Raw genomic sequence first — 22,535 nt, forward strand, 5'->3', positions numbered from 1 at the left:
TAAAGATAAACAAGAGCTAGATAAAAACTCAACTAATTCTTTATTAGATAAAATGGAAGAAATTTTTTCTAAACAGGAAAGATTAATTGATAAACAGATCAACGTTATGAATCAGTTGTCAATCAAACAAAATGAATTGCTAACTAATATGACGACTAATATCTCTCGATTGTTTTCAAATTTATTTTCTGAATTGAAACTAGCAGGTAATAAAAACTCCGAGATATTAAACAACTCATTGAAATCATTAAATAAAACATTAAGTGAACAGCTTATTTCTCAACATGATGAATTAACAGGATTGGTATCTAAACATCATACAGAAAAACAAAAAATAGATAATGAAGCAAATAAATCGCTATTAAATGCAACTGAGCGATTAAATAAACAATTAAATCAACAGCATCACAGTTTAAGTGAATTATTTTCTCGTCAACACACAGAGAGTCTAGATAAGTTAACAGAAAATCATCAACAAAGTCTGAATATTTTGAAAGATACTATCCATGAGAGTAAATTATCACGTGAAGCAATGGAAAGATTCGTTAATGAAAATAGTAAGACTGTTGAAAGTTTACAAAACTCGGCTTCAAATATGTCAGAAGCCTCTTCACAAATGGGAGATTCTGCATCTAAATTGCAAGCTGTTATTGATTCGTTAAGTATAAACATGACAGATCTGATGGAAAAACTAAATAAAGATCTTGGAGGTACGATTGAAAATATGGATCAAAGTTTCAGCGGAAATATGGCTAAAATGACGTCAAATCTTGGGGAAACTATTAGGGATATGAATGATAGCTTCAAAGTAAATATGACTGAGATGAAAATGAATCTTAACCAAGCTACAAGTGATATTTCTCATGCTGTAAATCATTTATCTTCAGAGGTTGGAACAACAATGGATAATGTAAGTAATAACATTAAAGAAGCTATGGATATGCAAACTAAATCACAAGTATTGTTCTCTTCAATGGCTGATGCATTACAAGAAGAAGTAACCGAGATGACAGGATTGGTTAATAAACTCAGTAACGATATTTTAAGCGGATTAGCAAAAATTTCAGAAAGCAATAGAAATGTAGCTAGTCTGAACAAAAAATATAATACATCAACGGAACAAATTGAAGAATTGATTAATGCTGTGACTAACACTGTAAATAATGTTAAAGATAATATTGATGTAGTTAATAGTTTTAAATTATCAATAAAAGATCTTGTACTTTCTAACAGCAATATTAATGATCTAGTTTCAAAAATTGATAGTAACAGTAAAGAATTAGGAAAATTGATTACGGTTGCTAATGATAAATCAGGCTCGTATTCAAATATTGTGACAAAATTAGATGAGATTAAACAAATATTGAGAGCGTAGAAAAGCTATGAAAGATAAACCAAATGAGTGGGTCTCAATTTCAGACTTAATGTCTGGAGTAATGGCTGTCGTAATGCTTCTACTAGTTATATCTGTAATTCAAAAAACTTATGCAGAAATGAAACATAAACAAGAACTTGAAGAGGGGGAAAATGCGAAAAGAACTAAAGTAACTAAAATGTTAACTGATCTAGAAAATTCATTAAATCAACAAGGTATGAAAGATTTAATAGACTTTAATGTTTCAGAAGCTAGAGTTACATTGAGGGATGGCGCTTTTGAAAAAAGTAGTGCATGTATCACACCACTTGCTCGAGAAGCTCTAGGAAGTATAGAAAATAAAATTATTGAACATCTTCAAACATCTAATAACTACAGTATCTTTGTTGACGGTCATACAGATAGTGATCCTGTAAAAATGCCAGTTACAAATTATGAAAAATATTGTACCGTTTATGATGATAACTATACCCTTTCAGCTGCACGAGCAAGAGAAGCAAGAAAGTTGTTAATTAATAAATTGACTGATAAGGAGGCCAAAAGAGTTATTGTCGCAGGATATGGAGATTCTCGACCTCTAGAGGGTGTTTTATATAATGATCGAAGAAATAGAAGAGTTGAGATTCAATTTATCATTAATAGAGATAATAACGGAAATAAAAAGTAGAAATTTTTCGAATACCTATATCATTTAAATTGCAAGAAATATACTCGACATGAAAGACTAAAGCTAAAAAGGAAAAATGATCTTCTATGAGGAATTTGAAGACTAATTTAAGTAATTTATTTTGCATCATTCCAAACAAATCCTATTGGACGATTCTCTTAAAAAGAATATACAACTCCATACAATAATAACTATATGTTGATAACATCGGAGCCTATTATGTCACTGACAGAACAATTAGAAAATTTAAACGATTACTACAAAGAAAATCGTGATACCTTTAACGATAACTTTCGCTTAAAAATGCACCGTACATTAAGCTGGTTAAAAAAAGCCAATGAAGAAGAAAATTTAGACCTCAAATTTATCGCACTTTGGATTGCCTTTAATGCAGCCTATTCTGATGAGTTAAGTAAAGAAAAAATTGAACGTAAGATATTTCATCAATTTATTACTCGCCTTTGTAAATTGGATTCTGAACATCTACTTTATGGAATTATCTGGGATGAATTTCCTGGTACAGTGAAAGCTCTACTAGATACGCCTTATACATTCCAACCATTTTGGGATGCTCATAATGGTCTATTAGCAGGGAAAGAATGGAAAGCAATGTTTTCTGCAGCGAAGAAAAAAGCCCATTTTGCTTTTGAAGAACAAAAAACAGCAGATGTATTAGAAGTAGTATTTGGGCATTTATACACACTGAGAAATCAGCTTATACATGGCGGTGCTACTTATGAAAGTAGTACCAACCGTAAACAGCTAGAAGAAGCCTGTGCATTACTGTCATTATTCGTACCTGCAATGGTAAAAATTATGTTGCGTAATGATTCAGAGCCAAGTTGGGGAAAACCTTTTTATCCTGTTGTAAAATAAATTTATTTCTTAATGTAATTTGCGAACCAACCTTGCAATCTAGTTCGCTATAATCCTCACCGATCTGATATCATTCAGATTGAACTCCTTTTTTGGTCTTGATAAAAGTGCGGTGAAAATTCACCGCACTTTATTCTTTTTTATATTTATCCCTCAATCCCTTCAAATAGTGCTGTACTTAAATAGCGTTCAGAAGCTGAAGGCAAAATAACGACAATGAGTTTATCGGCAAATTCTGGTAATTTAGCTAAACGATCTGCGGCTGCGACAGCTGCACCAGATGAAATACCTGCAAGAATGCCTTCTTCCGCCATTAAGCGACGAGCTGTGGCAAGTGCGGTATCACTATCAACTGTTTCTACGCGATCAATAATAGATAAATCTAAATTTTTTGGAATAAAACCAGCACCGATGCCTTGAATTTTGTGTGGGCCTGGTTTTGCTTCTTCGCCCGCTAAAGTTTGAGTAATGACAGGTGATTCCACTGGTTCAACGGCAACAGAAGTGATTTGTTTACCAAAATCTAATTTAATCGCGCGAGAAATACCCGTAATCGTACCGCCTGTTCCTACGCCAGCAACCACAACATCGACTTTACCATCCGTATCTTTCCAAATTTCAGGGCCTGTTGTTTCTCGATGAATTTGTGGGTTGGCTGGATTTTCAAATTGTTTAAGCATGACATAGCGGTTTGGATCAGAAGCAACAATTTCTTCTGCTTTCGCAATCGCGCCTTTCATTCCTTTTGCGCCTTCGGTAAGCACTAAATTAACACCCAATCCGCGCAATAAACGTTTTCTTTCTAGGCTCATTGTTTCTGGCATAGTGAGTGTGATTTTATAACCCCTAGCGGCAGCAACATAGGCCAAAGCAATACCGGTGTTACCGCTCGTTGCATCTACAATTTCTTTTCCTTTCGTGAGCGTGCCATCTTTTTCTGCTTGCCACACCATATTAGCCCCAATGCGGCATTTTACGCTGTAGCTTGGGTTACGCCCTTCAATTTTCACCACCAAATTGCCGTTGTGACCAAAGTGTTTTAAACGCACAAGTGGCGTATTTCCGACAGAATAAGAATTGTCTGCATAAATTGTCATAATATTTCCCTTTCGTTGGACTTCGTTAATGTTGATTTATTTATAGCACCGCACTTTTGATTAAAAAAATAGTTATTTGATCTATTTTATAACCGCAAGCTATTTAACAATCCCTGTATTTTGTGAACGAACATCAAGCTCTGTTTGAGATGAAGAATGGTTATTCATATTAAAACGTAAGCCATTACGATAATTTTCCACCCACATTACGGTCGCACCACATACTGCAACAGGCATAATTAATAAATTAACCACTGGTACAAAAGTACAACAAGTAACCAATCCACCAAAAGTTAAACTTTGAGTTTGTTGATTGCCAAGCGCATTTTTCATGATATCAAAAGAGACTTTGTGATTATCAAAAGGATAATCACAGTATTGAATTGCCATCATCCAACAAGTGAACAAGAAAGTAAGTACAGGTACGATGGTTTGCCCAACCAAAGGAATAAAACTCAGTAAAAACAAAGCGATAATTTTTGGTAGGCTATAACGTAATTTTTGCCATTCTCGAGCAAGCATACGAGGCACATCTCTCATTACATCAACAAGACTATCATCATTAATATTTTCACCTGTCAGCATTTTTTCTACTTTTTCCGCTAACAAGCCATTAAAAGGAGCAGCAATAAAGCCAGAAAGTGTGGTGAAGGTAAAATAAAATAGCAATAAAATCGTTAAAATCGAAAGTGTCAGTAAAATTACACTGAGAAAACTCAGCCAGTCTGGAATAAAATTCATTACCCAATCAATAGCACTCGTGATTTGGCTAATAAAAAGCCAAAATAAACCACAAAGCAAAACGGTATTGAGCAAAATTGGAATAATAACAAACCGACGCAAACCTTTTTGTGTGATGTAATGCCAGCCCATTACAAAATAATGGAAACCAGATTTTAATTCATTGGGGTTCAACATTTTTCTTTCCTTTCAATAAAAATACGCCTAAAACAGACCGCTCTTTTCCCTTAAAATTCCACGCATTGAAGTATTTTTTCACCTACTGAAATATGGTAGGATTAGTGCTATTAATAGCATTCTCGCAGGACTAGCACGCGTAAGGAATAAAGATGGATTTAAATACAATTTTGATTATTGTGGGCATTTTGGCACTTGTTGCCTTAATCGTGCACGGATTATGGTCAAATCGTCGTGAGAAATCAAAATATTTTGATAAAGCCAATAAATTTGACCGCACTTCTCATGTGCAAAGATCCCATACGCAAGAAGAAACGATACCAACAAATGCTAATTTGTCTCACGCCACTACAGCGCAAGCAAACGCACCAATTCGTCATCAAGTCATGCCTAATGCAGCTGTGAATCAAGAACCTGTTGATTATAGACAAAGTGAAAAAAGCGTCGATGACATTAAAATTTCGATTCCAAATGTTCAACCTGTTTATGATATGGGAAATCATCGTTCTGAGCCGTTAAAGCCGACTCAACCACAATACGATATACCAACATCAAATAGCGTTGCGAATATGACATTAGAACAAATTGAAGAACAAAGCCAAAATGCTAGTTTCGATGGAATTAATTCATCATCTCCAGAATTAAGAGCGCAACTTGCGGAATTAGCTCACGAAGAACGTCAAGTGGACTACAACGTATCTTTTAATGAACCAAAACCAGAAATTACAACTAAACCTAAACAAACAACTGGCTATATTCAACTTTATCTTATTCCAAAATCTAGCGACCAATTCAATGGTGCGAAATTAGTACAAGCACTTGAAAACTTAGGGTTTATCTTGGGTGAGGATGAAATGTATCACCGACACTTAGATTTAAGTGTGGCAAGCCCCGTTCTCTTTAGCGTCGCAAATTTAGAGCAACCAGGAACATTCGATACTTATAACTTAGTGGATTTTAGCACGATGGGAATTGTATTCTTTATGCAACTGCCATCACCAGGTAATAATCTCGCCAATTTACGAATGATGATCCGCGCTGCGCATACATTAGCCGAAGATTTACAAGGAATCGTGCTTACTGAAGAACAAGAAATCTTTGATGAAAATGCAGAGCAAACCTATCTTGCTCGCGTGTAAATCCATACCTTAAATTTACCGCACTTTTATCTTTATTGAGACAGGCTTTATGCCTGTCTATTTTCACTCTAAACAAGCAAAAAGTGCGGTCATTTTTCCCCGAGAATTTTATGACAAATATTCAAACTCAAATAGACAATCTACGCAAAACTTTGCGCCAATATGAATACGAATATCACGTTCTAGATAATCCAACCGTGCCTGATAGCGAATATGATCGCCTCTTTCATCAGCTTAAAGCGCTAGAGCTAGAACATCCTGAATTTCTTACTTCAGATTCCCCAACTCAACGTGTGGGTGCAAAACCACTTTCTGGGTTTAGCCAAATTCGTCATGAAATTCCCATGCTCTCTTTAGATAATGCTTTTTCCGATGAAGAATTCAATGCCTTTGTAAAACGCATTGAAGATCGTTTAATCATATTACCTAAACCACTTACCTTCTGTTGTGAACCTAAACTTGATGGTTTAGCCGTGAGCATTTTGTATGTAAATGGCGTGCTCACCCAAGCAGCCACTCGTGGTGATGGCACCACAGGCGAAGATATTACGGCCAATATCCGCACTATTCGTAATATCCCATTACAACTTCTAACAGACAATCCTCCAGCACGTTTAGAAGTGAGAGGCGAAGTTTTTATGCCACACGCAGGATTTGAGCGTTTAAATGAATATGCGCTAGAACATGGTGAAAAAACTTTTGCTAACCCTCGTAATGCGGCGGCAGGCTCTTTGCGTCAACTTGATCCTAGTATTACAAGTAAACGCCCATTGGTATTAAATGCTTATGGTATTGGGATTGCTGAAGGCGTTGAACTACCAAGCACTCATTACGCTCGTTTGCAATGGCTAAAATCTATCGGTATTCCAGTGAATCCAGAAATTCGTTTATGTAATGGCACGAATGAAGTTTTAGATTTTTACCGAGATATTCAAAATAAACGAAGCTCTCTGGGTTATGACATTGATGGGACAGTCTTAAAAATCAATGATATAGCCTTACAAAATGAGCTAGGATTTATTTCTAAAGCACCTCGTTGGGCGATTGCTTATAAGTTCCCAGCCCAAGAAGAATTAACGGTGCTGAATGATGTTGAATTCCAAGTTGGTCGAACGGGTGCAATCACACCAGTCGCTAAATTGGAACCAGTATTTGTTGCAGGTGTTACAGTAAGCAATGCCACCTTACACAATGGTGATGAAATTGAACGCTTAAATATTGCTATTGGCGATACTGTTGTCATTCGCCGAGCAGGGGATGTAATCCCACAAATCATCGGTGTATTACATGAACGTCGCCCTGATAATGCTAAACCAATAATTTTCCCAACAAACTGCCCTGTGTGCGACTCTCAAATTATTCGTATTGAAGGCGAAGCGGTGGCTCGCTGTACGGGAGGACTATTCTGTGCAGCACAACGCAAAGAGGCTTTAAAACATTTTGTCTCTCGTAAAGCCATGGATATTGATGGTGTAGGCGGAAAATTAATAGAACAATTAGTCGATCGAGAACTGATTCATACACCGGCGGACTTATTTAAACTTGATTTAACTACGCTCACACGCTTAGAAAGAATGGGCGCAAAATCTGCAGAAAATGCTCTCAATAGTCTTGAGAAAGCCAAAAGCACGACTCTTGCTCGCTTTATTTTTGCTTTAGGCATTCGTGAAGTGGGTGAAGCCACTGCATTGAATCTCGCTAATCACTTCAAAACTTTAGATGCACTTAAAGCCGCTGATCTTGAGCAACTTCAACAAGTACCTGATGTAGGTGAAGTTGTAGCAAATAGAATTTTTGTATTCTGGCGTGAAGCGCATAATGTTGCCGTCATTGATGACTTAATCGCACAAGGCGTACATTGGGAAACCGTGGAAGTAAAAGAAGCAAGTGAAAACTTATTCAAGGATAAAACCGTCGTCCTCACCGGCACCCTCTCTCAAATGGGTCGCAATGAAGCAAAATCATTACTACAACAGCTAGGCGCAAAAGTAAGCGGTTCTGTTTCCAGTAAAACGGACTTTGTCATCGCTGGTGACGCAGCTGGCTCTAAACTCACCAAAGCACAGGAACTAAATATTCCAGTATTAACAGAAGAAGAATTTTTAGAGCAGGTTAATATTTTAAATTAGTTAAATTAGAATCATATAAATAAAAAGGCCCTTACGAAATAAGGGCCTAAAAAACTGAAATAGTATTAATTATTTACCATCAACACTCACGCCATAGAAAGCATCATAGCCAAATGGGCTTTGTACATAGCCTTTTACGCGTGGACTAAGTGGTGCAAAACCTACGGAATGCGCCACTGGAATCCAAGGTGCTTGATTATGAATGATAACTTGCGCTTGTTTATAAAGTGCGGTGCGTTCTTCCTTATTTGTTAATCCGATTGCTTTATCTAGTAATGCATCAAACTCTGGATTTTTAAAACGAGCCATATTGGAATTGCCCGCGTTTGAACTTGCCAATAATGGAGATAAGAAGTTATCAGGATCACCATTATCACCAGACCAACCAAAGATACCAGCAGTTAACTCACCCGCTTTTGCACGTTTTTGGTAATCCGCCCATTCATAGGTAACTGGGTTAGTTTTTACACCAACTTTTGCCCAGTCAGCCATGATAAGTTCAGCCATACGTTTTGGATTTGGATTAGAGGCACGAACAACAGGTTGAATCCAAAAATCAGTTTCAAAACCATTTGGGTAACCCGCTTCTGCTAAAAGTTGTTTTGCTTTTTCTGGATCATACGGATAATCTTGAACTTCATCGTTGTAACTCCAAATTGTTGGAGGAAGTGGATTTTTAGCTGGTGTACCTGCGCCTTGGTAAACCGCTTCAATAATCGCTTTTTTATCTACTGCGTAGTTCAGTGCTTGACGAACTTTGACATTATCAAACGGTGCTTTTTCGGTATTGAATGCGATATATGCCACATTCAAACCTTTTTGTTCCAAAAGTTGTACTTTTGGATCTGTTTTCATTTTTGCTAAATCCGCCACATTCGGGAATAAAATTAAATCACAAGAACCAGCCTGTAATTTTGCATAACGTGTTGTCGCATCTGGCACAATATTGATAACTAAACGATCCAATGGTGTTCTACCCTTCCAATAATTTTCATTTGCTACATACTGAGCTGCCTGATCTGTTTTGTAATCAACAAAAACAAATGGCCCCGTCCCCACCGGGCGATTATCAATTATTTCTGGCTTACCTGCTTTCAGCATTGCATCCGCATATTCTGCGGAATAAATAGAAATAAAATCCATGCCTAAACTTGCCAAGAAAGTCGCATCTTTCTTGTTTAAGGTAATACGAATTGTGTTGTCATCTACTTTCTCCACAGATTTTAACAACTCAGGGAATTTCATTGCTTTGAAATATGGATAAGTCCCTTTAGATACATTGTGATATGGATGATTTGGATCTAACTGACGTTGGAATGAAAACACAACATCATCCGCATTAAAATCGCGTGTTGGGGTAAATTCTTTTGTTGTATGGAATTTAACACCTTTTCTTAAATGGAATGTATAAGTTAAACCATCATCGCTAATTTCCCAGCTTTCAGCTAAAGCAGGTTCAATATCTGTTGAGCCTTTTTTAAATTCAACTAAACGGTTATACACTTGTTGTGAACTGGCATTATAAGATGTTCCCTCCATCACAAGTGCAGGGCTAAACCCTAAAGGTGCTTTTGCTGTACAGTAAACGAAAGTGTTGTTAGATGCAGATTTGGTTTCAGCTTGTGCGGTCGGTTTATTTGTTGAACCTGATTGATCGCAAGCTGCTAATACAAGCGTTGCAGCCGCAAGAGTTAGTGTTGCTTTTAGCTTCATGATAGTTCCTCACTTTGTTGGCAGAGATTTATTCGAGCATAGTGATATACCAAAGATGCTAGATAAATCCTATCTAAAATAAATGTTTAATAAGATATAAGCAAATGTCGCTTTTTTTAAATAAAAAAATTCTATGGATTATAACAAATTAATCTAAGGATTCTTTCGTAAATGATCGCCATCATTTTTATGTAATTTCATAAGCGACCAAACTAAGGCGATTACAAAAAGTGATGAGGTTAAGAAAGTATAGCTAAAAGCCTGTTGTAAACCATCATTTGCGCTAAAGAAATGTCTATAGAGATTTAGAATTATCGATGAAATAGCAATACCAAATCCAATCCCAACTTGCTGCACAATACTTAATACTGTAGAACCTGTACCTGCCTGTTGTTTTGAAAGATCGCCTACAGTCAACGTATTAATTGAAGTGAAAATTATCGACATGCAAGCGCCATACCACATGAGATTACAAATAATCCAAGTCAGAGAACTTTGTTGATCTAACCAAGCCATGGAAATCACAGATCCCGCCATCAAAAGTGCGGATGAAATTAACGTTGTTTTATAGCCCCAACGATTTAAAATTCGTCCAATTAATATTTTCAAAATCACAGAAATTAACGCAATCGGTGCTAATAGCCAACCTGACATTTCAGCACTGTAACCGAAAGATAATTGGAACATCAAAGGCAATAAAAAGGGAACGCCAGATGCAGATAATCGGATAAAAATATTGGCAATGATGCCTAATCTGAATGTACGAGTACGGAAAAGGGATAACGGTAAAATGGCATCTTCATTGTTTTTGGCATAGCCACAATAAGCTATAAGTAACAGAATACCAACAACTAACACACTATAGGTTGTAATTGCGCTATGTTGGCTTTCACCGAGTAAATCCAAACCAAGCGTGATACCAACTAATCCTAATGCAAATAGTAAAAAACCTGCCCAATCCAGTTTCTCTGCCTCACCTTTGATATTACTCATCACTCTGCCCGATGCCAAAATCCCTAGTGCACCAATTGGAATATTAATTAAAAAAATCCAGTGCCAACTGGCGTGAATGACTAACCATCCACCTAAAATAGGCCCTAGAATTGGCCCAATCAAACCTGCAGTTGCCATTAAATTCCAAGCATTAACTAATTGTTGTTTGGGGACAGCTTGAATAATAGCTAAACGCGCCACTGGCATCATAAAGGCACCGCCTATCCCCTGAATCACTCTGGCTAAGATTAAACTTTCTAAATTAGGGGCCGCGGCACAAGCAACTGAACCTAAAATAAACGTGAAAACTGCACCGCGAAAAACGGTTAATGTCCCAAATTTTGCAGCCGCCCAAGCGGTAAGAGGAATAAATAATGCAACGGCTAAAGAATAAGCAATAATCGCCATTTGCATTTCAAAGGCGGGTTTATGTAAATCGGAGGATATCGCGGGTAAAGCTGTATTTAGAATGGTCGCATCGAGGCTTTGCATAAAAAGTGCCATTGCTGCTACCCAAGCTAAACCGCGATAGGCATTGAATTCAGTCATCGTGCTCCGTGAAAATGGTGCAACCAATTTTCAATAAAATCGGCAATTTGCGGAATGCGGTTAATATCCAACAAAGTGCGGTCAATTTCAAGGAGATAATTAGTCGCAACCGCCACAACATATTCGTCAATTTCGGGTAAAGGTTTTGCCATTTCTTGACGGTGAAGCAAAATCTTTGGAATAGGCTCTTGTTTAAACCCCTCCACCAACACTAAATCCGTTAAAGTGCGGTCAAATTGTTGTGCTAAATAATCCAATGAAACAGGTTTTAGTGTTTCCGTCATGATAGCCCAGCGTTCATCATTCGCTAAAATGACTTGAGAAGAACCAGCCTCTTTCATACGCCAACTATCTTTTCCTTCCTTATCAACTTGCATATTGTGATGGCTATGTTTAATCACTGAAACGCGAATGTGACGAGCGATAAGTTCCGGAATAAGTTTTTCTAATAATGTTGTTTTACCACTACCGCTATAGCCGGTAATTCCAAGTAAAGGAATCTGATTGTTCATAAAAATAACCTTAAAAATAACCGCACTTTAGATACGGAAAACCCCGAAAGATCGGGGTTAATAAATTAAGAATGTTTTGCTGCATAATTGGCAAAAATAAGTCCGCCAATAGCAAGAAGCGCAACAATGCCAAGCCCTATAGTAAGCCACATATTATTTTCCCTCCACTAATTGACGAAATTTACGCCCCATCACAAGGCAAGCATAAGCAATAATGAGCAAAAAACTAATATTTAATCCTTTTAGGAAAAGCGGTTGCTCGCCGTAAAGTATAACAGGCATTGCTAGAATAGCAACTTTTGCCACATCATCACTAAGTTTTGACCAAGCCTCTAAAGAGCTTTTCTCAATGGGTAATTTAAATAAATTCAGCATAATTTCTCCGATGAATAAAAGAGATATTTTGCTGAAATAGAAGAGAATTACTCAACTAGCTTTATAGTTTGCGATCTAGATCGCAAAAATAATAAAAAGCGAATCAAAACTTAAGATAATATGCGCAATAAAACAGGCTGAAACTCTGTTTGCTGCCCTAATTTGCTGCTATAAGATTTTACAAAAATGAAAGAAAGTGCGGTTAATCCAAAGATTAAAATTGCACGCAAGATTTCATTGTGGCTGATGTAATCAGACAACATCGTCGCAATCAATAAGGTCAAAAGCGGTACAACATACATCAATAATGCCGATAACAACATTGATTTTTCTTCTAATCCAATTTCAACAATTTGACCTTCGCGTAATGGCATTAATGTGTCCACATTAAAAATATGCTCGCCACGTTTACCGTTTAATTCAGAAAGACTTGATGTTCCACAACTGTTTTTAGCAGCGCATTGTCCACAGGCACTTTGGGATTGGCATTTCACTTTGGCAATGCCATTTTCATAGCTAATAACAACGGCACTTTCTCTTAGCATTGGGATTCTCCCATATAAATATCAAAGCGATGATTTTTCGTTTCACGGCTAAAGTGCGGTTGTTTTCCACAAAGAAATTCTGCATAGTCAGGACGCTTCACGACCACACGTTTTTTAGCTAATTGTAGTGCAGGTAAAAGCAATTCATCGGCATCTAAATCAGCTCCGACTAAATGCTGGAATACACGCATTTCTTTTTTTACTAACGCAGATTTTTGTTTATGCGGATACATTGGATCGAGATAAACCACATCGGCATAATCAGCATTAGGATCAAATTCATTAATATGGTGAACATTCAGCAAGCGCAAATTTTGTTGCAACATCTCGCCGATTTCCTCATCTTGATAAGCACGGTTTAAACCATCTTGCAGAAGTAAAAAAACAACAGGATGGCGTTCTACTAAACGAACTTGGCAACCAATCGAGGCTAGCATAAAGGCATCACGTCCTAGACCAGCTGTGGCATCAATAACCGTTGGCAATTCCGAACCTTTAATCCCTACTGCTTTCGCTACGGCTTCTCCACGTCCACCACCGAATTTACGACGATGAGCCATAGTGCCACCTACAAAATCAACATAAACTGCTCCGAGTTTAGGTTCGTCTAGTTTACGAAGCTCTAAACGTTCATCGGTTTGAACAAGCGCAAGTGGGCTTTGTTCATCATGAATAATGTTATGTTCAGCACAAAGTGCGGTCAATTCTGCTAATGTTTTTTCTGTCGATTCAGAAATCAGCTGAATACCTACTTGCGAATGAGCCATACGCCGCTTTCCATGTGGTCAGTGTAAGGGAATTGGTCAAATAACGCAGCTTTTTCAATACGGTGCGTTTTTGAAAGTTCAACAAGATTATCGCACAGCGTATGTGGATTACAGGAAATATACAAAATACGATCGTAATTTTGTACGAGTTTCACTGTATCAGGATCAAGCCCAGCGCGAGGAGGATCGACAAAAATGGTATTACATTCGTAAGATTTTAAATCAATTCCTTTCAAGCGGTTAAAGACTCGAACCCCATTCATAGCCTGAGTAAATTCTTCTGCCGACATACGGATAATTTGTAAATTATCCACTTTATTTTCAGCGATATTAAACTGTGCGGCGGCTACGGAAGGTTTCGCGATTTCGGTTGCCAATACCTTACGGAAATTTTGTGCAAGTGCGATAGAAAAATTACCGTTTCCGCAGTAAAGTTCTAACAAATCACCTTCGCTATTTTGGGTACAATCAATTGCCCATTCAAGCATTTTGCAGTTTACCGTTGCGTTTGGTTGGGTAAAACTATTCTCGACTTGGCGATAAACATAATTTCTGCCATTCACAGGTAAAACTTCATCCACATAATCTTGCTCAAAACAGATTTTTTGTTTACTTGCACGCCCAATTATTTGCACATCAAAATCTTGCTTTTCGAGTAAATCTTTCAGATTTTTAGCCGCACTTTCCCATTCTTCAGTGAGTGTTTTATGATAAAGCAAGCTCACAATAATCTTATTACTCAAGGTGCTAAGGTAATCAATTTGGAATAATTTTTTGTGTAGCACTTCTTGTTGTTTTAACAAAGCTAATAAGGTTTGCATCATACGATTAATTAGCATGCTGGCGATTGGAAATTCATCCACGCGATAACGCTGCAACGTCGCTTGATCAAACATAATATGGTAAAAATCATCTTGTTCGTGCCAAATACGAAACTCCGCACGCATACGATAATGGCTTGTTGGAGAGTCAAAAACTTGAATATCAGGCGCATTGAAAGGGCACAAAAGTGCGGTTAACTTTTCAAGTTTTTTTTGTAGCAGTTCGTTGTATTGAGAAATCAGTAATTGCATAGAAATTAGTATTCATAGGGCGTATGAAGACGAATCGTTCATACAAAGATAGGAGAATAAAGTTATCAGCTGTGAATTACGCGAGATTTCACAAGCTATTCAAAAACAAAAGGCAGACTTCCGCCTGCCTTGTTCAACATATCTTATTCGCCGGAATAATCTTCACCGCCAGAAGCAGCTTCACTCACATCACCAGATAAGGTGTAAACACGTTTTTTAGTGTTAATACGAGTACGATATTTATTCCAAGTTTTTTCAAAGAAACTCTCTGCTGCGCGCTCACCACGGCAAAAAGCGACGAAATCTTTTTCTTCTTTAGTCGCTGGCTCACGTTCCCCTAAGTCTAATGCTTTGAACGCTTGGCCATATTGCTCAAGCACTTGTGATTCTTTGATTGTGTAATCACCGTGACGGGAAAAACCACGTGGGTAGTTTTTGTCGTCAAAGAAACGACGCGTTACGCTAAAACTTGCAGCCATAATATTCTCTCTTCTTTCATTAATATTTACAAAATAGGGCAGGCATTAAACCAATTTTTCGTTATTTTTGCAATAAACCTTTTACGGTTTGCACATAATCTTTCACGAAATCATCGTAATTTAAACCTTCAGGGTTTACACGGAATTTTCCATTGACATAAAAATCAGGTACGCCACGCACTTTAAATTGTTCTGCGGCATTTACTTGTTTATTGACTAAACCATTCACTGCAAAACTATTAATGCCACCATCAAATTGCTCGGCGGTTACACCATTCGATAAGAAAATAGCTCGAATATCATCCATTGATTTCAAGGCATCCTTTTGAGCCGCTTCAAATAATGGTGCCTTTACTTTGCTTTCAGCACCTAATGCCATTGCTAACGCCCAAGCACGAGTTAAGTTTTCAGATTGGCGACCTAAGAAATTCACATGATATTGTTTAAATTTCACGTCTTTTGGTAAAGCATCTGCGACTTGTTGTGGAATTTTGTATTCCATTTCAAAGGCATAACAATGCGGGCAATAGAATGAGAAAAACTCAATCACCTCTTTTTGCTGTGAAGCCTGTTGACTCACTTGAACATATTGTTTGCCTTCTTGTAAATCTGCGGCAAAACTATTTACAGACATAAGCGTGCTGACGCCTAAACCTAACGCAAGTAATACTTTTTTCATTTGCTTTCCTCTTATTTAATGATACCGCGAGCACGGAACAATGCGGTTTTAAAATCTTCTTCGTAATCTTTTTTGAGACCAGGAATTGGCTCATGTTTATCGGTACCATCCATTTTTAACTGATAAATAATCACTTCATCAGTTAATTCATTTAATGGCTTTTGGAAACCTGATTCATTGGCAATTTTTTGCAAAATTTCCATTAAGCTCAAATCCGGGTCTTTAGACCAATAAGGCTGTAAAAGTTCCAAAACTTCATTTAAACGCTTACATTTCATTGCTATTTCCTTTTTAATCGTAAAAAATAGGCAAATGATACTTGAAATAACGATAGATTAAAATATGACAATTACAATAAGCGCGGTAATTTTGGCTGGTGGCAAAGCACGTAGAATGGGCGGGCAAGATAAAGGATTACAGATTTTAGGTAAACAATCTTTAATTGAACATGTTATTCATCGCTTGCAACCACAAGTTCATGATATTTCGATTAACGCTAACCGAAATCAAACAGAATATGCAAAATTTGGCTTTCCTGTTTTTTCCGATGAACTGCCCGATTTTCAAGGGCCATTAAGTGGCATGCTAACAGCCCTAGAAAAGACAAAAAGTGACTTCATCCTTTTTACTCCTTGTGATACACCTTTTTTCCCAACTAATCTTTTAGATAAACTTAAAAGTGCGGTTGAAAATCACCGCACTTTAATTGCTTATGCTTGCGATGGGGAACGTGAACATCCCGTTTTTTGTTTGATGTCCGTTCAGCTAAAGGAAAAATTGCGACACTATTTAGCATCGGGTGAACGACGCCTTTTGCAGTTTATGCAAGAAAATGGCGGGATTTCAGTAAAATTTACGAAAGAAGAAGGCAACTTTGAAAATTTTAATACACTGGATGATTTAAAGAAAAACAGTAATCTAATTAATAACTAGCAAAAGTGTGGTTTATTTTTATTATTTACGGGCGCCAAATATCGCAATCAACTCTTTCACTTTTATGCGTTTTTCTGAATTCTGACTAATAGAACGTTGAACTTTTACCCGTTTAAATTTAGCACCATTGTAAATTTCACGCGTAAATTTAGTATCGTGATTCGAGATCAATATCGAAATTTGTTTTTCTTTTTGTATAGATTTCGCTAAATCAGCCAAAGCACGTTGCTGCATCAGACCAAACTCATTCCCCGCATAACCAGTAAAATTAGTATCCTGTTGTAGCGGAGCATACGGCGGATCACAATAAATCACTGAATCTTTATCGGCAAATTCAAAGGTTTTTTGAAAATCACAACATAAAAACACCGCACTTTGCGCTTTATGAGCAAAATAACGTAATTCATCTTCTGGAAAATAATGAGTTTTATAAGCCCCAAAAGGCACATTAAATTCATTTTTGCTGTTATAACGGCATAATCCATTAAAACCAAAACGATTCAAATACAAAAAAATAATCGAACGTTCGAAAGGATCCGTAGAAGCATTGAATTGACGACGTTTGGTATAGTAATAATCAGGTGTATTGGCATCATCAGCGAAGAAAATCGGCTTACAAGCTTCAATATAACCATCTACATTTTCTTTAACAATATTGAATAGATTGATTAAATCAGGGTTGATATCTGCCAAAATATAGCGTTCAAAATTAGAATTAAGAAATACTGCTCCAGCGCCCACAAATGGCTCAATTAAGCAGTTTTTTTTGTTTGGAAAGGCTTTATTTATATCGTCCGTTAAACGAAATTTCCCCCCCGCCCATTTTAAAAATGGACGGTGTTTTAACTTAGGTTTTAAAGATTGTTTTTTCGGACGTAACATCTTAATCCGTTTGAGTACAACAACGAATTGCGTTTAACACGAGGGTATGATCGGTATCATTCGCCACATAAGCTTGGCCTAGAGATTTGAGTAGCACCAGACGCAATTTACCGGCTAGAACTTTTTTATCACGCATCATATGCGGTAAATAGTCCTCCGGCTGCATCGTATCCGGTGATACGGTGGGCAAATTGGCACGAGCAAGTAATTTTTCAAGGCGAGACACATCTGCAATAGAAATATCTCCAAGTTCTTCCGAAAGCGCCGCTGCCATCATCATTCCCGTTGAAACAGCTTCGCCATGAAGCCAGTTTCCATAACCTAAGTGAGTTTCAATAGCATGTCCAAAAGTATGTCCAAGATTGAGCAATGCACGATCGCCCTTTTCTGTTTCATCTCTCGCAACCACATCCGCTTTAATTTGGCAACAACGAGAAATACAATGTTGAAGCGCCTCAGGATGCAAAGCGACAAGTTCATCAATATGTTGTTCTAGCCATTCAAAAAATTCGTAATCTAAAATGGCACCATATTTGATAACTTCGGCAAGACCCGCGTTTACTTCACGTTTAGGAAGCGTATTAAGCGTGAGCGTATCAATAATAACCATTGATGGCTGATAGAACGCGCCAATCATATTTTTGCCTAATTCATGATTGACCGCCGTTTTACCGCCCACTGAAGAATCCACTTGGGAAAGTAATGTTGTTGGAATTTGAATTAAACGCACGCCACGTTGATAACTTGCCGCAGCAAATCCCGCAATATCGCCAATTACGCCACCGCCCAATGCAATAATCGTGGTATCTCGTCCATGATTACCTTGCAAAAGTGCGGTGAAAATTAAGTTTAAAGATTCAAGCGTTTTGTATTTTTCGCCATCTGGCAATAAAACATGATCGACCACGCAACCACGTTTTTCCAACGCATAGATGACTGTATCAAGATAAAACTGTGCGACCGTGGGATTCGTTACAATCATCACGCGATCCCCATGTTTAATCGGGTAACTACGTTCATCTTGTAACAATCCACTACCAATTAAAATAGGATAGCGACGCTCTTGCAATTCTACGTTGACGCACAGCATAATTTATCCTTAGGTGTGTTTAAAGTGCACCATTCAATCCATTCATATTATCAATTAAATCAACAATTTGATTTACCATTACTTTGGCATTTTGCTCATCGGTTGGCAAAGTGATGTCCGCAATTTCTTCATAAAGTGGGTTGCGAATTTTTGCTAAATCTTCCAATACTTGACGAGGATTCTCTGCATCTTGGAGCAATGGACGTTTTTTATCACGTTGAGTACGTTGGAATTGTTTTTCCACCGTTGTTTCTAAATAAATCACGATACCGCGTGCAGATAAATAATTACGACTCTCTTTAGAAAGCACTGCGCCACCACCAGTTGAAAGTACAATGCCTTGCATTTGAGTAAGCTCGTTAATAATACGTTCTTCACGCTTACGGAAGCCTTCTTCACCTTCCAAATCAAAAATCCAGCTAATATCCGCGCCTGTACGTTCTTCAATCACTGAATCGGAATCAATAAAATCCATATTAAGCTGTTGTGCTAATTGACGACCGATAGTGCTTTTACCTGCACCCATTGGTCCCACTAAAAAAATATTACGTTTTTCCGCCATTGTTCTTTTCTAATTAAATTAAAGGTGAAATAAAAATTTGATCTTTCTAACAAAAATACACTGTCTAAAACAAATTTGACTACTTGAAAGATCTCCCCAAAAATGGCCTAGATTATCGCAATAAACCACCCTATTTTTCAACCTTTCTAGGGAATTTATTTTCCACAAGAAACTATTCAAGTGTGGAATAATCAAGATTCTCAATCATCTATAACATCTTAAAGCAGCAAACTCATAACAAAAATAGCGCGTTAAGTACGCGCTATTTTTAGTCTAGTTTTCAATTTTATTTTTTAGGTAACGCATCAGTTGAAGCATTAAATTTCACATTTGATGAAGTGTAAGCCTCAAAGTGCGGGTGTTTTTTCATAAATTTAATGAAGCTTTCCGCATCAGGCAAGTATGTATCAACGCCTTCATATTTTGGATCGTTAAATAATTTACCAAAAGTTTTGTAACCGTCTTTACCGCCTGCAACATAAGCATTTGTTCCGACAAGATAACGTTTATTATCATCAATTGGTTCCCATTGTTGGGTTTGTTTATTCAATACTTCCACGCTCACTAAGCGTTTACCTTCCGCATTTGGTGTTTCATTCGCTTCGTAACGAATGCCTGCACCATAAGGGAACGCCCCTGTAGAACCATCAACTAAAGCAAATTGCATCGCATCTTCAAGCACTTGTTTCACTAACGAACCTTCCATTTTATAGGTATATAACGTATTCCCGAAAGGTAAGAAAGTATAAGCATCGTTAAAGGTTACATTACCTGGTAAAATATCTGCGCGTACACCGCCAGCATTTTGAATAGTTAAATCCACTGTTTTGAGTTCGTTATACATTGTTTCTGCAATAAAACGCGTTGCAATAGAACCTTCTGGATTAGATCCTGCTTTATTTGGGATACGGTTTGCTGAACCACCCGGCATTACAGAACCAGTGATAACGCCCACAATTTCTTGTGCTAAGCGATCTTTTTCACTTTTATATTTAGCAATAAGCTTATCGGTTTTTGCATCGTGATCATCAAGTGAAATACTCTTCATTGATTTTAAAGTATCAAGCGCTTTTTTACGTTCATCGCCTGTTAATTCAGCCCATTTACCCTCCGCATTTTTCACTTGAAGTTTATGAGAACTCATTAACACGTGAGGAATTTTACGAGTAATAGACGCAATACCTTCAGGACTGAATTTAACACCTAAATCCCCCACAACAGCAGAATAAGCCCAACCTTCCATTACAAATACTGGTTCGCCATTCGGATTTTTAAATTCAAGTGGATATTCATAGATTACTGGCAATTTTAAACCACGTAATTCATCGTTTCCGTATAAATAATGTGAATCGCCAGTAACGACCACATCAATATCATTTACTTTTTGAGCGATTTCGATATTTTTTTCACTACCTGCATGTGAAAGTAAAATGATTTTATTAATACCTTGTTGTTTTAGCGCATTTGCCATAATTTGTGCGGTAGCAATTTCATCATAGAACTTCACATCTTTACCTGGTGAAGATGAATTAACCGTTTTATTCACGGTATCTAAACCGATAATAGCAATTTTTTCTCCATCCACAGTAAAAATATCGTAAGGTTTCCATTTGTTATACAAAATTGAACTTTTATCAGGAATCACATTAGCTGAAAGCACTGGGATTTTTAACGGCTCGAGTAATTTTAATAAACCTTCATTACCCGCATCAAATTCATGATTACCCAAAGTAAAATAATGGAAATTACCAGCATTCATGACAGCCGCATCAGCGGAACCACCAAAAAGGGTGAAATACAGCGTACCGGTAATAGCATCGCCTGCATGCAGTACTAATGGATTTTTGTATTTTTTACGCAATTCGTTAAGTTTTGCATTGACAGCAGAAAAACCACCAATATCCACTTTGGTTTGCTGACCATTTAAATTAATCCGTGTTTCGTGCGGTTCTAAATAAGAATGATGATCATTGATGTGCAAAATACTTAATTCCACAGCTTTATGAGCTTGTGGTGCCTCTTTGGCAAGAGCTGTACTAGTGAAAAGCATCGCGAATGCACTGAGTGCAAAGGTGGCTGATTTTTTGGATAAAAGCATAAAAACTCCTGTTGGTAAGGGATTAATTTAAACCTTCTAGCATTGCTTGAAAGGTTTTGTAACGAATTGCATCATTATTGTGCTGTAAATTTTCTCGTGGTTGATCTAAATACGAAAAATCATCGACTTCCACACCTTTAAATTGGCGATTGAACATCATATTTGCTAAAGCAAGGCGAGGCTTAATTTCTGAAGAAGGAGTAATCAAACTAATACGATTTTCAGTAATCGGAAAAATAGTCTGATTCGGAAAATCTTGACGTATTTGTTCAATAATTTTTTGAAATATACCTTTCGCATCCAAAGACAATAATATGATTTGATCTGCTTTTGCTCCCCGTTCTCTTAAAGCCTGAACAAATTGCTCCGAATTATCTGTTTGACGAATATAAATTTTTGCCTGCTCATTCGCTAAAAAAGACACCAGTAAGTTTTTCTTCATTTCCTGAATTAAATTAGCATCGCCAGTATTTATCGGCTCAAAATATAAATAATCAAGAAATTTAGGGGTGAGATTTTTATCTGTTTTAAAAATACGAGTGAGGATTTTTTCGCTTATTTGGATCTGATTATCTAGGAATTGAGGCGGTAAAGAAAAAAGAGCGGTCAGTTTTTTTTGTAAATTTGTAATTTGTTGTTTGTCTTGTTTAGCCAAAGCCATTGAAAATTGTTGCTTCAAAGCCTCAGCTGATTCAGTAGATATTGATTGATGAGAAGATGGACTAGCTATTACACCTTGTTGAACACCAATAAGTGATGCTAATCCAATTAACACAGAATGAAAACCAATTTTCATAATAAACCTCATTTAACTGATATTTTATCAAGCTAAAATACCGCTTAACGCGTAAACTAGACCTAAAACTATTAGAGAGTTTCTTAGATTATACGTAAAACAAAATAGCTTGTGAATGATAATGTTTACCTTTTCAAGAGAATATAACGTACTTATTAGAATGCTCATCCAAAACTTGCAATTTTGCTCAAAAAGTATAAAATTTGCAGGCTTTTTATCTATATATACAGAGAAAAAAGTAAGCTATATTCTTAAATCACTTTCGAGTTTGAGGATATTCTTTTAGTA

Annotated in this window: 23 protein-coding genes; 6 read left to right on the forward strand and 17 right to left on the reverse strand. The window is 37.0% G+C overall.

Features of this window, described 5'->3' with window-relative positions; genetic code table 11:
* The first annotated feature begins 52 nt into the window (after positions 1-52).
* The 3 genes from DV424_RS06100 to DV424_RS06110 all read left to right on the forward strand — a co-directional run bounded on the left by DV424_RS06100 (position 53) and on the right by DV424_RS06110 (position 2,918).
* Positions 53-1,375, forward strand: a complete 1,323-nt coding sequence (locus DV424_RS06100) for a hypothetical protein (protein WP_118859425.1) — start codon at positions 53-55, stop codon at positions 1,373-1,375.
* Between the two features lie 7 nt (positions 1,376-1,382).
* Positions 1,383-2,042 (forward strand): OmpA/MotB family protein, encoded by a 660-nt coding sequence (locus tag DV424_RS06105; protein WP_118859426.1) that lies wholly within the window; start codon positions 1,383-1,385, stop codon positions 2,040-2,042.
* Positions 2,043-2,261: 219 nt separating this feature from the next.
* A complete protein-coding gene (locus tag DV424_RS06110) occupies positions 2,262-2,918 on the forward strand; it encodes a HEPN domain-containing protein (RefSeq protein ID WP_118859427.1) in 657 nt (218 codons plus the stop codon).
* Between the two features lie 146 nt (positions 2,919-3,064).
* Here DV424_RS06110 and cysK read toward each other — a convergent pair whose 3' ends face one another.
* On the reverse strand, positions 3,065-4,015 hold the full coding sequence (gene cysK / locus DV424_RS06115) for a cysteine synthase A (protein ID WP_118859428.1): 951 nt from the start codon (positions 4,013-4,015) through the stop codon (positions 3,065-3,067).
* Positions 4,016-4,114: 99 nt separating this feature from the next.
* Entirely contained in the window at positions 4,115-4,933 is an 819-nt protein-coding gene (cysZ, locus tag DV424_RS06120; RefSeq protein WP_118859429.1) for a sulfate transporter CysZ, read from the reverse strand.
* Positions 4,934-5,085: 152 nt separating this feature from the next.
* Between cysZ and zipA the strand changes: the two genes are divergently transcribed.
* Both zipA and ligA read left to right on the forward strand, forming a co-directional pair.
* Positions 5,086-6,072 (forward strand): cell division protein ZipA, encoded by a 987-nt coding sequence (gene zipA, locus DV424_RS06125; protein ID WP_118859430.1) that lies wholly within the window; start codon positions 5,086-5,088, stop codon positions 6,070-6,072.
* A 110-nt stretch (positions 6,073-6,182) separates the two neighbouring features.
* Positions 6,183-8,201: an NAD-dependent DNA ligase LigA gene (ligA, locus tag DV424_RS06130; protein WP_118859431.1), complete on the forward strand. Its 2,019-nt coding sequence runs from the start codon at positions 6,183-6,185 to the stop codon at positions 8,199-8,201.
* Positions 8,202-8,270: 69 nt separating this feature from the next.
* On the opposite strand, the gene DV424_RS06135 is transcribed toward ligA, so the two are convergent.
* The 10 genes from DV424_RS06135 to DV424_RS06180 form a co-directional block, all read right to left on the reverse strand.
* Entirely contained in the window at positions 8,271-9,914 is a 1,644-nt protein-coding gene (locus tag DV424_RS06135) for an ABC transporter substrate-binding protein (protein WP_118859432.1), read from the reverse strand.
* A 153-nt stretch (positions 9,915-10,067) separates the two neighbouring features.
* Positions 10,068-11,456 (reverse strand): MDR family MFS transporter, encoded by a 1,389-nt coding sequence (locus tag DV424_RS06140; RefSeq protein WP_118859433.1) that lies wholly within the window; start codon positions 11,454-11,456, stop codon positions 10,068-10,070.
* Positions 11,453-11,968 (reverse strand): molybdopterin-guanine dinucleotide biosynthesis protein MobB, encoded by a 516-nt coding sequence (mobB, locus tag DV424_RS06145; RefSeq protein ID WP_118859434.1) that lies wholly within the window; start codon positions 11,966-11,968, stop codon positions 11,453-11,455. The genes DV424_RS06140 and mobB overlap by 4 nt, the downstream gene beginning before the upstream one ends.
* A 153-nt stretch (positions 11,969-12,121) precedes the next feature.
* Positions 12,122-12,343: a hypothetical protein gene (locus DV424_RS06150; protein ID WP_005645740.1), complete on the reverse strand. Its 222-nt coding sequence runs from the start codon at positions 12,341-12,343 to the stop codon at positions 12,122-12,124.
* A gap of 110 nt (positions 12,344-12,453) precedes the next feature.
* Complete coding sequence (locus tag DV424_RS06155; protein WP_118859435.1) at positions 12,454-12,888, reverse strand: SoxR reducing system RseC family protein; 435 nt, start codon at positions 12,886-12,888, stop codon at positions 12,454-12,456.
* Positions 12,882-13,655: a class I SAM-dependent methyltransferase gene (locus tag DV424_RS06160; protein ID WP_118859436.1), complete on the reverse strand. Its 774-nt coding sequence runs from the start codon at positions 13,653-13,655 to the stop codon at positions 12,882-12,884. The genes DV424_RS06155 and DV424_RS06160 overlap by 7 nt, the downstream gene beginning before the upstream one ends.
* The gene (gene trmA / locus DV424_RS06165) at positions 13,637-14,728 is read right to left on the reverse strand and encodes a tRNA (uridine(54)-C5)-methyltransferase TrmA (protein WP_118859437.1); all 1,092 of its coding nucleotides are present in this window, start codon (positions 14,726-14,728) and stop codon (positions 13,637-13,639) included. Before trmA ends, DV424_RS06160 begins: the two co-directional genes overlap by 19 nt.
* 143 nt (positions 14,729-14,871) lie before the next feature.
* The gene (locus DV424_RS06170; protein WP_118859438.1) at positions 14,872-15,207 is read right to left on the reverse strand and encodes a MaoP family protein; all 336 of its coding nucleotides are present in this window, start codon (positions 15,205-15,207) and stop codon (positions 14,872-14,874) included.
* 61 nt (positions 15,208-15,268) lie between these two features.
* Positions 15,269-15,886 (reverse strand): thiol:disulfide interchange protein DsbA, encoded by a 618-nt coding sequence (dsbA, locus tag DV424_RS06175; protein WP_118859439.1) that lies wholly within the window; start codon positions 15,884-15,886, stop codon positions 15,269-15,271.
* A gap of 11 nt (positions 15,887-15,897) precedes the next feature.
* Positions 15,898-16,164, reverse strand: coding sequence for a YihD family protein (locus DV424_RS06180; RefSeq protein WP_118859440.1), 267 nt, complete (start codon positions 16,162-16,164; stop codon positions 15,898-15,900).
* 64 nt (positions 16,165-16,228) lie between these two features.
* Here DV424_RS06180 and mobA point away from each other — a divergent pair, with 64 nt between their 5' ends.
* Positions 16,229-16,819 carry a molybdenum cofactor guanylyltransferase MobA gene (mobA, locus tag DV424_RS06185; protein ID WP_118859441.1) on the forward strand — a complete coding sequence of 197 codons (591 nt, stop codon included), beginning with the start codon at positions 16,229-16,231 and terminating at the stop codon, positions 16,817-16,819.
* Positions 16,820-16,840: 21 nt separating this feature from the next.
* On the opposite strand, the gene DV424_RS06190 is transcribed toward mobA, so the two are convergent.
* From DV424_RS06190 to DV424_RS06210, 5 genes are all read right to left on the reverse strand, one after another.
* Positions 16,841-17,701 carry a Dam family site-specific DNA-(adenine-N6)-methyltransferase gene (locus DV424_RS06190; protein ID WP_118859442.1) on the reverse strand — a complete coding sequence of 287 codons (861 nt, stop codon included), beginning with the start codon at positions 17,699-17,701 and terminating at the stop codon, positions 16,841-16,843.
* Position 17,702: 1 nt separating this feature from the next.
* Positions 17,703-18,791: a 3-dehydroquinate synthase gene (gene aroB, locus DV424_RS06195; protein WP_118859443.1), complete on the reverse strand. Its 1,089-nt coding sequence runs from the start codon at positions 18,789-18,791 to the stop codon at positions 17,703-17,705.
* Between the two features lie 19 nt (positions 18,792-18,810).
* A complete protein-coding gene (gene aroK / locus DV424_RS06200; protein ID WP_118859444.1) occupies positions 18,811-19,353 on the reverse strand; it encodes a shikimate kinase AroK in 543 nt (180 codons plus the stop codon).
* A gap of 286 nt (positions 19,354-19,639) precedes the next feature.
* Positions 19,640-21,451: an NAD nucleotidase gene (gene nadN / locus DV424_RS06205; protein ID WP_118859445.1), complete on the reverse strand. Its 1,812-nt coding sequence runs from the start codon at positions 21,449-21,451 to the stop codon at positions 19,640-19,642.
* Between the two features lie 22 nt (positions 21,452-21,473).
* A complete protein-coding gene (locus DV424_RS06210; RefSeq protein ID WP_118859446.1) occupies positions 21,474-22,247 on the reverse strand; it encodes a hypothetical protein in 774 nt (257 codons plus the stop codon).
* Between the last annotated feature and the right edge of the window lie 288 nt (positions 22,248-22,535).

It is taken from the genome of Haemophilus haemolyticus (genome assembly GCF_003493605.1).
Taxonomy (GTDB): Bacteria; Pseudomonadota; Gammaproteobacteria; order Enterobacterales; family Pasteurellaceae; genus Haemophilus; species Haemophilus haemolyticus_J.

Excerpts from the sequence above, each read along its gene's own strand:
- DV424_RS06100 (WP_118859425.1), top strand. The coding sequence starts at position 53 with ATGGAAGAAATTTTTTCTAAACAGGAAAGATTAATTGATAAACAGATC.
- DV424_RS06105 (WP_118859426.1), top strand. The coding sequence starts at position 1,383 with ATGAAAGATAAACCAAATGAGTGGGTCTCAATTTCAGACTTAATGTCT.
- DV424_RS06110 (WP_118859427.1), top strand. The coding sequence starts at position 2,262 with ATGTCACTGACAGAACAATTAGAAAATTTAAACGATTACTACAAAGAA.
- cysK (WP_118859428.1), bottom strand. The coding sequence starts at position 4,015 with ATGACAATTTATGCAGACAATTCTTATTCTGTCGGAAATACGCCACTT.
- cysZ (WP_118859429.1), bottom strand. The coding sequence starts at position 4,933 with ATGTTGAACCCCAATGAATTAAAATCTGGTTTCCATTATTTTGTAATG.
- zipA (WP_118859430.1), top strand. The coding sequence starts at position 5,086 with ATGGATTTAAATACAATTTTGATTATTGTGGGCATTTTGGCACTTGTT.
- ligA (WP_118859431.1), top strand. The coding sequence starts at position 6,183 with ATGACAAATATTCAAACTCAAATAGACAATCTACGCAAAACTTTGCGC.
- DV424_RS06135 (WP_118859432.1), bottom strand. The coding sequence starts at position 9,914 with ATGAAGCTAAAAGCAACACTAACTCTTGCGGCTGCAACGCTTGTATTA.
- DV424_RS06140 (WP_118859433.1), bottom strand. The coding sequence starts at position 11,456 with ATGACTGAATTCAATGCCTATCGCGGTTTAGCTTGGGTAGCAGCAATG.
- mobB (WP_118859434.1), bottom strand. The coding sequence starts at position 11,968 with ATGAACAATCAGATTCCTTTACTTGGAATTACCGGCTATAGCGGTAGT.
- DV424_RS06150 (WP_005645740.1), bottom strand. The coding sequence starts at position 12,343 with ATGCTGAATTTATTTAAATTACCCATTGAGAAAAGCTCTTTAGAGGCT.
- DV424_RS06155 (WP_118859435.1), bottom strand. The coding sequence starts at position 12,888 with ATGCTAAGAGAAAGTGCCGTTGTTATTAGCTATGAAAATGGCATTGCC.
- DV424_RS06160 (WP_118859436.1), bottom strand. The coding sequence starts at position 13,655 with ATGGCTCATTCGCAAGTAGGTATTCAGCTGATTTCTGAATCGACAGAA.
- trmA (WP_118859437.1), bottom strand. The coding sequence starts at position 14,728 with ATGCAATTACTGATTTCTCAATACAACGAACTGCTACAAAAAAAACTT.
- DV424_RS06170 (WP_118859438.1), bottom strand. The coding sequence starts at position 15,207 with ATGGCTGCAAGTTTTAGCGTAACGCGTCGTTTCTTTGACGACAAAAAC.
- dsbA (WP_118859439.1), bottom strand. The coding sequence starts at position 15,886 with ATGAAAAAAGTATTACTTGCGTTAGGTTTAGGCGTCAGCACGCTTATG.
- DV424_RS06180 (WP_118859440.1), bottom strand. The coding sequence starts at position 16,164 with ATGAAATGTAAGCGTTTAAATGAAGTTTTGGAACTTTTACAGCCTTAT.
- mobA (WP_118859441.1), top strand. The coding sequence starts at position 16,229 with ATGACAATTACAATAAGCGCGGTAATTTTGGCTGGTGGCAAAGCACGT.
- DV424_RS06190 (WP_118859442.1), bottom strand. The coding sequence starts at position 17,701 with ATGTTACGTCCGAAAAAACAATCTTTAAAACCTAAGTTAAAACACCGT.
- aroB (WP_118859443.1), bottom strand. The coding sequence starts at position 18,791 with ATGCTGTGCGTCAACGTAGAATTGCAAGAGCGTCGCTATCCTATTTTA.
- aroK (WP_118859444.1), bottom strand. The coding sequence starts at position 19,353 with ATGGCGGAAAAACGTAATATTTTTTTAGTGGGACCAATGGGTGCAGGT.
- nadN (WP_118859445.1), bottom strand. The coding sequence starts at position 21,451 with ATGCTTTTATCCAAAAAATCAGCCACCTTTGCACTCAGTGCATTCGCG.
- DV424_RS06210 (WP_118859446.1), bottom strand. The coding sequence starts at position 22,247 with ATGAAAATTGGTTTTCATTCTGTGTTAATTGGATTAGCATCACTTATT.